Origin of the sequence: Mesorhizobium sp. M8A.F.Ca.ET.021.01.1.1, assembly GCF_003998025.1 — a bacterium.
Taxonomy (GTDB): domain Bacteria; phylum Pseudomonadota; class Alphaproteobacteria; order Rhizobiales; family Rhizobiaceae; genus Mesorhizobium.
The window spans coordinates 1-7,456 of record NZ_RZSJ01000288.1; the positions used below are offsets into that span (position 1 = coordinate 1).

At 63.0% G+C, this 7,456-nt stretch carries 8 protein-coding genes; 6 read left to right on the forward strand and 2 right to left on the reverse strand.

All coding sequences use genetic code 11. The annotated features are described in order from the left end of the window. A partial coding sequence (locus EOA36_RS21010) for an NAD(P)-dependent oxidoreductase (RefSeq protein ID WP_145969243.1) occupies window positions 1–841 on the reverse strand: 841 nt, incomplete at its 3' end. 120 nt (window positions 842–961) lie between these two features. Here EOA36_RS21010 and EOA36_RS21015 point away from each other — a divergent pair. From EOA36_RS21015 to EOA36_RS21025, 3 genes are all read left to right on the forward strand, one after another. Beyond that, entirely contained in the window at window positions 962–1,858 is an 897-nt protein-coding gene (locus tag EOA36_RS21015; RefSeq protein WP_127279251.1) for an NAD(P)-dependent oxidoreductase, read from the forward strand. A 100-nt stretch (window positions 1,859–1,958) separates the two neighbouring features. Then, window positions 1,959–2,735 carry a FadR/GntR family transcriptional regulator gene (locus EOA36_RS21020; RefSeq protein WP_127279252.1) on the forward strand — a complete coding sequence of 259 codons (777 nt, stop codon included), beginning with the start codon at window positions 1,959–1,961 and terminating at the stop codon, window positions 2,733–2,735. 156 nt (window positions 2,736–2,891) lie between these two features. Then, a complete protein-coding gene (locus EOA36_RS21025; RefSeq protein ID WP_127279253.1) occupies window positions 2,892–3,335 on the forward strand; it encodes an SRPBCC family protein in 444 nt (147 codons plus the stop codon). A 41-nt stretch (window positions 3,336–3,376) separates the two neighbouring features. On the opposite strand, the gene EOA36_RS21030 is transcribed toward EOA36_RS21025, so the two are convergent. Next, window positions 3,377–3,667: a DUF3175 domain-containing protein gene (locus EOA36_RS21030; RefSeq protein ID WP_127279254.1), complete on the reverse strand. Its 291-nt coding sequence runs from the start codon at window positions 3,665–3,667 to the stop codon at window positions 3,377–3,379. A gap of 177 nt (window positions 3,668–3,844) precedes the next feature. Between EOA36_RS21030 and EOA36_RS21035 the strand changes: the two genes are divergently transcribed. From EOA36_RS21035 to EOA36_RS21045, 3 genes are all read left to right on the forward strand, one after another. Then, window positions 3,845–5,074: an MFS transporter gene (locus EOA36_RS21035; RefSeq protein ID WP_127279255.1), complete on the forward strand. Its 1,230-nt coding sequence runs from the start codon at window positions 3,845–3,847 to the stop codon at window positions 5,072–5,074. Between the two features lie 160 nt (window positions 5,075–5,234). After that, window positions 5,235–6,263: a LacI family DNA-binding transcriptional regulator gene (locus EOA36_RS21040; protein WP_127279256.1), complete on the forward strand. Its 1,029-nt coding sequence runs from the start codon at window positions 5,235–5,237 to the stop codon at window positions 6,261–6,263. A 289-nt stretch (window positions 6,264–6,552) separates the two neighbouring features. Then, window positions 6,553–7,456: sugar ABC transporter substrate-binding protein (locus EOA36_RS21045; protein WP_127279257.1), on the forward strand; the 904-nt coding region annotated here is incomplete at its 3' end.

Genomic DNA, 7,456 nt, shown 5'->3' on the forward strand with positions numbered 1-7,456 from the left:
GCCCGGTGGCATGGGCGCCGGCGAAGGAATTCTTGGTGGCGTTGCCGAGCGGGTTGGCGATGCCCGCCGCGCCCGCCATCGATTCCAGATAGGTCAGGTCCTTGAAGGCATTGGCGATGGTGAATTTGTGGGCGTCGCGGTCGCCTTCCAGCGTCCAGCGCATGAAGGTCTGGTAGAAGCCGCAATCCATGCGGCCGTTGCGGATGACGCTGTCGAAACGCGGCGGCGAGATGCCGACCTTCTCGGCCAGCGCCAATGCCTCGGAATAGATGGCGGCGTAACCGAGCGAGATGAAATTGTTGAGCAGCTTCATGCGATGGCCGTCGCCGGTGTCGCCGATATGGACGATGCGGCCAGCCCAGGTGTCGATCACCGGCTTGACCCTGGAGAAGACGGCGTCGGGCGCGCCGACCATGGCGTCGAGCGTGCCTTCCCACGCTTCCTTCGGCGTGCGGCTTAGCGGCGCGTCGACATAGTCGACGCCGAGCGCCTTGAGTTCGGCCGCGAGCGCCACCGTCGAGACCGGATCCGAGGTCGAGCAGTCGACGACGACCGACCCCTTCTTCAAACCCTCCTTGAGGCCGCCGGGACCGCGAATAATGGCCTCCACCTCGCGCGAGCCGGTGACGCAGATGAAGACGATATCGGATGCGGCCGCCACGTCTCGGGAGGTCGATGCCTCACGAGCGCCCCGGCCGAGAAGATCCTCCGCCGGCTTGCGGTTCTTGCGGCCGAGAAAGGTCAGGGAATAGCCCTTGTCGACGATGTTCTTGGCGATGCCGTGACCCATCAGGCCAAGGCCGACAAAGCCGATTGTCTCGCTGGTGGCGGTGGTGTTCATGCTGTCTGTCCTGTTCTGTGATTATCGATAATGTTGCCGCTGTTTTAGCCATAGACGGTTGCAGAAAGCAATATTGTCTGACAATAGACGTAAATCCCAGGACTTTCGTGGAGACCAGAAATGACCAAGCGGATCATGTTCACCGGCGGCAGCGGCAAGGCTGGACGCCACGTCGTGCAATATCTGGTGGAGCAGGGCTGCCAGGTGCTCAACATCGACACCAAACCGCTCGACAATCCCAAGGTGCGCACGCTGATCACCGACATCACCGACAGCGGCCAGGTGTTCAACGCGCTGTCGAGCTATATGGGGCTGCACGAATTCGATCCGTCGCTGCGGCCGCAGCCCGTCGACGCCGTGGTGCATTTCGCCGCCATCCCACGCATCATGATCACACCCGACAACGAGGTGTTCCGCATCAACGCGATGGGCACCTACAACGTCATCGAGGCCGCGGTGAAGCTCGGCATCCGCAAGGTGATCATCGCTTCCAGCGAGACGACCTACGGCCTGGTGTTCGCCAACGAGCCGCGCGACCCCACGCATTTCCCGCTCGACGAGGAGTATGACGTCGATCCGATGGACAGCTATGCGCTGTCCAAGATCGTCAACGAGAAGACGGCGCGCGCCTTCGCGCAGCGCAATGGCACGGACATCTATGCCTTGCGCATCGGCAACGTCATCGAGCCGCATGAGTATTCGCTGTTTCCGAAATGGTTCGCCGATCCGGGCTTCCGCAAACGTATCGCCTGGAGCTATATCGACGCGCGCGACCTTGGCCAGATCACGCTGCGCGCCATCGAGAAGGATGGGCTGGGCTACCAGGTATTCAACGCCGCCAATGACGACACCTCGTCCGATCTGCCGACCGCCGAACTCCTGAAGCGGTTCTATCCCGGCGTGCCGGTCAAGGGCGAACTCGGCGAATACGAGACGCTGCTATCGAACCGCAAGGCGCGCAACATGCTCGGCTTCCGGCCGGAGCATAGCTGGCGCAAATACGTCAAGACCGCCTGAGCGAGGTCGAATCGCGCTGGGTTGTGCATAGAAGCCGGCTTTGCCGCCCAATGGCCGCACCGCGCTTGACAGCTTCCCTAAACCGGCCTTTCTGGAATTCATGCGGGACGCGAGGCCGAACAAGGAAAAATCGCCCAAAAAGGCTGTAGCCGCCGAACGCCCGGCCGGTGTTCGCCGGCCCGACGCGGCGCGCATTCCCGGCTCCAGCGTACACACGTCGCTGGCCAGCGAGATCGGGCTCAGGATCGTGCGCGGCGACTATCCGCCCGGCACCATCCTGCCCAATGAAGCCAAGTGGTCGGAGACCTTCAGCGTCAGCCGGTCGGCGGTGCGCGAGGCGATCAAGATGCTGATGGCCAAGAGCCTGCTGGCATCGCGCCCCAAGATCGGCAGTTGGGTCGAACCGAAAGAACGCTGGAACCTGCTCGACCGCGATGTGCTCGCCTGGTACGCGACGTCGCCCGACCGCGAGGTGTTCCTGAGGACGGTGCAGGAATTCCGCCACATCATCGAGCCGGAAGCGACCGCCTTTGCCGCCATGCGGCGGACCGACGAGCAGATGGCTGAGATCAGCCAGGCCTGCCGGGAGATGGGCGAGGCGAAAAGTCTGCAGGAACGGACCCGCGCCGACACCCGCTTCCACCTTGCAATCCTGCGTGCCTCCGGCAATGACCTGCTGGTCCCGCTCGGCGTGCTGATCGAATCCGCCTTCGATCACCTGTTTGCCTACACGACCCGCGAACTCGACGATTTGCAGCTCGCCCAGAAGATGCACGAGGCGATCGAAAAGAATATCCGCCTGCAGCGGCCGGATGCGGCGCGCAATGCCGTGCGCAAGCTCCTGGCCAATACCGACAACGTCATCCGTTCGCGATAGAACTCCAGCGACACAGCCATTTGCGCGGGTGTTTCCGCCTTGCCGGCTCGAAGCAATTGAGGCCGCCACCGTCAAAAAACTCAAAAACCTGTGTCGGATCGGCCGTGTGATAACCGTCCTTGGGGTATCGAACAGAGACCACGAAGGAGTATCGACATGCCCAGCACCGTTCGTCTGCATCGCGTTCTGACCACCAGCCCGGAGAAGGTCTACCGTGCGTTCCTCGAGGCCGATGCGCTTGCCAAATGGCTTCCGCCGAACGGCTTCACCTGCACGGTCCATCACTTCGAGGGCAAGGTCGGCGGCACGTTCAAGATGTCGTTCCGCAACTTCACCACTGGCGACAGCCACTCATTTGGCGGTGAGTATGTCGAGCTCGTCGCGGGCGAACTCCTGCGCTACACCGACAGGTTCGACGATCCCAACCTGCCCGGCGAGATCGAGGTGACCGTGACGTTGAAGAAAGTGTCCGTGGGCACCGAAGTGAACATCACCCAGGCCGGTATCCCGGATGTCATTCCGGCGGAAGCTTGCTATCTCGGCTGGCAGGAATCGCTGCGGAACCTGGCCAGGCTCGTCGAACCCGAAATCAAGCAATAGGACGCCCTGTCCAGTCAGGAGCCATTGGCGGGCGAGGGCGGCTAGTCCTCCTTTGGCCGCCCGAATGCTTCGCGCAGTTCGTCCTTGGCGTCCTCGAGGACCTTCTTGCGCGCCGCGGGCAGGTTTCTGCCGGCCCTGTTGATGTAGAAATTCAGCATCGACATGGCGGATTGGAAGGGCTCGGCCTTGCGACGGTGGCTGTGTTCGGCCGACCGCTTGAGCGAGGCTGCGATCTTCTTGGCGTCGTCGGATTCGAAGACATGCTCCTCGAGATCCATCGCATCGCTGTGCTCGGTTACCTCGGCCGACCATTTCTGCTTGGTGGCGGTCATGGCTGGACTCCTTTGCGGGGTTGCTGATCGGAAACTCCACACATGGATGTCGGTTCCCACCTGCCTTTCCGCTCTGGAGCCACGGATTTGCCTGTCGTGGCGCTGCTATGGACGGGGAATGCGCGGATAGTGGCGACAACGGCGACCGGTTTTCGAGACCGCCGACAGGAAACGCCTTTGACCCGAACCGACTTGAGCCGGCCCAGTCCCGGTATCGACAGCTCCTACGCCTGGATGCGGCTGGCCATCTCGATGCTGCTGGCGACAATCGGCGCGGTCGGCATGTGGGCCGTTGTCGTGGTGCTGCCGGCGGTACAGGCCGAGTTCGGCGTCGACCGCGCCGCGGCATCCATGCCCTACACCGCGACCATGGTCGGCTTTGCCGCCGGCAATGTGCTGGTCGGCCGCGCCATCGACCGCATGGGTTACTGGATTCCGGCGCTGTTCTCCTCGATCGCGCTCTCCGCCGGCCTCCTGCTCGCGGCGCTGTCGACCTCGATCCTGCAATTCACCCTTGCCCAAGGGGTGCTGATCGGTCTCGGCACATCGGTGATCTTCGGACCGTTGATCGCCGATATCTCGCACTGGTTCAATCGTCGCCGCGGCGTCGCCGTCACGGCGGCGGCGGCCGGCAATTACCTCGCCGGAGCGATCTGGCCCACCATCATGCCGACGCTGATCAAGGCGGAAGGCTGGCGCTTCACCTATGCGGCAATCGGCGTCTTCTGCCTGGTCACCATGGTGCCGCTGGTGTTGTTGCTGCGGCGCGGCGCGCCGGAAGCGGCTGCCGCCGGCTCGCCCGGAAGCCGGTCGGTGCAGCCGATTCCTATGTCGCCGGGGGCAATGCAGGCGCTGCTGGTCGTCGCCGGCTTGGGTTGCTGCGTGGCGATGTCGATGCCCCAGGTTCACATCGTCGCCTATTGCATGGATCTTGGCTACGGCATGGCGCATGGCGCCGACATGCTGTCGATCATGATGGCGGCGGGCGTCGTCAGCCGGCTTGCCTCGGGCTTCGTCGCCGACCGCATCGGCGGCGTCAAAACCCTGCTCATCGGCTCGGTGCTGCAATGCCTGTCATTGCTATTCTATATCCCGTTCGACGGGCTCGCCTCGCTCTATGTCGTGTCGCTGGTCTTCGGCCTGTCACAAGGCGGCATCGTGCCTTGCTATGCGATCATCGTGCGCGAGTACCTGCCGGCCAAGGAGGCCGGCCAGCGTATCGGTATCGTCATGATGGCGACGATTTTCGGCATGGCGATCGGCGGCTGGATGTCGGGCTGGATCTACGACCTGACCGGCTCGTACGCCGCCGCGTTCCTGAACGGCATCGCCTGGAACCTCTTGAACATACTGGCGATCGGCCTGTTCATGTGGAAGGCGAGGCACAGGGCCGCCTTAGCCGCCTGAGGAAGGCCAGGCCCAGCCACTCAGTGGCTCGGCTTGACAACAGCCAGTCCCTGCGCGACGCCAGGGGCCGATGGGTGCGGCAACAGGCCGGTGAGATGGCGACAGCTGGAAATATCGCATTGCGGGCGCGCTTCGATGGCCATGCGCATGGGCCAAGGCCTTGATCAAGCCGCGCTCGCGCCGGGGCGGTGGCCGCCCGACCATATCGGATGTGGCACGCAAGGCAGGCGTCGGCGCCATCACCGTTTCGCGCGCGCTGCGCGAGCCGGTGCGCGTTTCCGAGGAACTGCGCCGCCAGATCCTGGCCGCCGTCGAAGAACTTGGCTATGTGCCGGACCCGAACGCACGCGCGTTGGCCTCGGCGCGGGCTGAAGTGTTCGGCGTGTTGGTGCCTTCGCTGACCAACAACGTCTTCGCCGAGGTGGTGCGCGGCATCTATGACAGCCTGTCGGACAGCCCCTTCCGCATTCAGCTCGGCAACACGCACTATTCCGGACTGGAGGAAGAGCGGCTGCTGCAGCTGTTCGGCTCCCAGCGGCCGGCAGCGCTGATCGTTGCCGGCATCGACCAGACGCCCACCTCGCGAAAGCTCTTGGAGAATGCCGGTTGCCCGGTGGTTCAGGTGATGGAGACCGGACCCGATCCCGTGGACATGATGGTCGGCTTCTCGCATCTCGACGGCGGCAGGACGGCGACCGAGCACCTGATCGAGGCGGGGTATCGCCGGATCGGTTTCATCGGTGCACGCATGGATCCGCGCTCGCAGCGGCGCCTGGCTGGTTACCGCGCGGCGATGGAGAGGGCCGGGCTGTTCGACCCGCGCCTGGTCACCACCACGCCGGTGCTTTCCAGCGTGTCGCTTGGCCGTGAATTGTTCCGCGACGCCCTTGCCAAGATGCCGACGCTCGACGGCGTTTTCTGCAACAATGACGATATCGCGCTCGGTGTGCTGTTTGAATGCCATCGCGCCTCGATCGATGTGCCGAAGACCATCGGCATCGTCGGCTTCAACGATCTCGAGATGATGCAGGTGGCATTTCCGCCGATCACCAGCATCCGCACCCATCGCTACGAAATCGGCAGGCGCGCTGTCGCCATGGCGCTGGCGGCCATCGCCGGTGATCGGCCGCAGGAGCGTGTCGTCGACCTCGGCTTCGAGCTCAAGCGGCGCGAGAGCACGGCACGCTGAAGCAGTTTAGACCCTGCTGAAATCAGCCTTTACAGGCATTCTTGGTAGCGCTACCATTCGAACCGGCATCAAGTCTAAGCGCTGTTTATTATACATAAGCGACAGAATTTTCCTTGTTTATTATTGATAATATGATACTTTCGTTGCAGCTTAAGGAAGCAACGAGGAGGGAGAGGTCGGTGCTGGCCACCTGACGTGCGTGGCCGGCCAGGGCGGGAGGTGCTGGGGCGAACACGTCATTCTACTGCAGCTAACAAACAAGTCAGAACTGCAACTGGGAGGAATATCGATGATCAAGTCACTCGTTGGTGGCATCGTTGCCGCCACTGCATTCGTCATGTTGAGCTCAGCGGCGATGGCCGGAGGCCCGGAAATCGTCAAGGGACCGGCAGCCGAGCCGGACTGCTTTGCCCCATGGGCAGCCGATACGCAATTCTTCAAGTTTCCCAAGAAGGCCGGACCATACCGCATTGCGTTGGCCAACGGCTACATCGCCAACACCTGGCGCATCCAGATGGTGCAGACCGCCAAGGCGTATGCGGCACAGCCGGATGTCGCCAAAAAGCTGAAGGAATTCAAGGTCGTGTCGACGGGCGAGGACGTCCCGGCGCAGATCTCCGCGATCAACAATTTCATCGATTCCGGCTTTGACGCGATCGTCGTCAACGCGCAGAACCCAACCGCATTCGGACCAGTCATCAAGCGTGCGAAGGAGGCCGGTGTCGTGCTGGTCGCCTTCGACAACATCCTCGACACCAAGGATGCCATCAACGTCAATGTCGACCAGAAGGGCCTTGGCGCGTTGTGGGGCAAGTGGTTGGTCTCGCATGTCCCGAACGGCGGAAAGGTACTCGAAGTGCGCGGCGTCGCCGGCACTTCCGTCGACACGGACCGTCATGCCGGCATCCACGAGGTCCTCGACGGCTCCGGCAAGAAATGGGAAGTCACCGAGGTGGTCGGCAAATGGGACGACGGCGTTGCCCAGAAAGCCACGGCGGACGCGATTGCCACAAACGGCCCGTTCGACGGCATCACCGGGCAAGGCGGCGACACCGGCATCGTGCAGGCGATGATGGATGCCAAGCATCCATTCGTTCCGTTCGGCGGCGAGACGGAGAACGGTTTTCGCAAGTTCTGTGCCGCGCATGCCGGCGACGGCTTGAAGTGCTCTTCGGCCGGCACCGGCCCCGCCC

Bases quoted from the DNA above. Each gene is read 5' to 3' on its own strand.
- EOA36_RS21025 (WP_127279253.1), top strand. From the start codon at position 2,892: ATGCCCAGCACCGTTCGTCTGCATCGCGTTCTGACCACCAGCCCGGAG.
- EOA36_RS21030 (WP_127279254.1), bottom strand. From the start codon at position 3,667: ATGACCGCCACCAAGCAGAAATGGTCGGCCGAGGTAACCGAGCACAGC.
- EOA36_RS21015 (WP_127279251.1), top strand. From the start codon at position 962: ATGACCAAGCGGATCATGTTCACCGGCGGCAGCGGCAAGGCTGGACGC.
- EOA36_RS21020 (WP_127279252.1), top strand. From the start codon at position 1,959: ATGCGGGACGCGAGGCCGAACAAGGAAAAATCGCCCAAAAAGGCTGTA.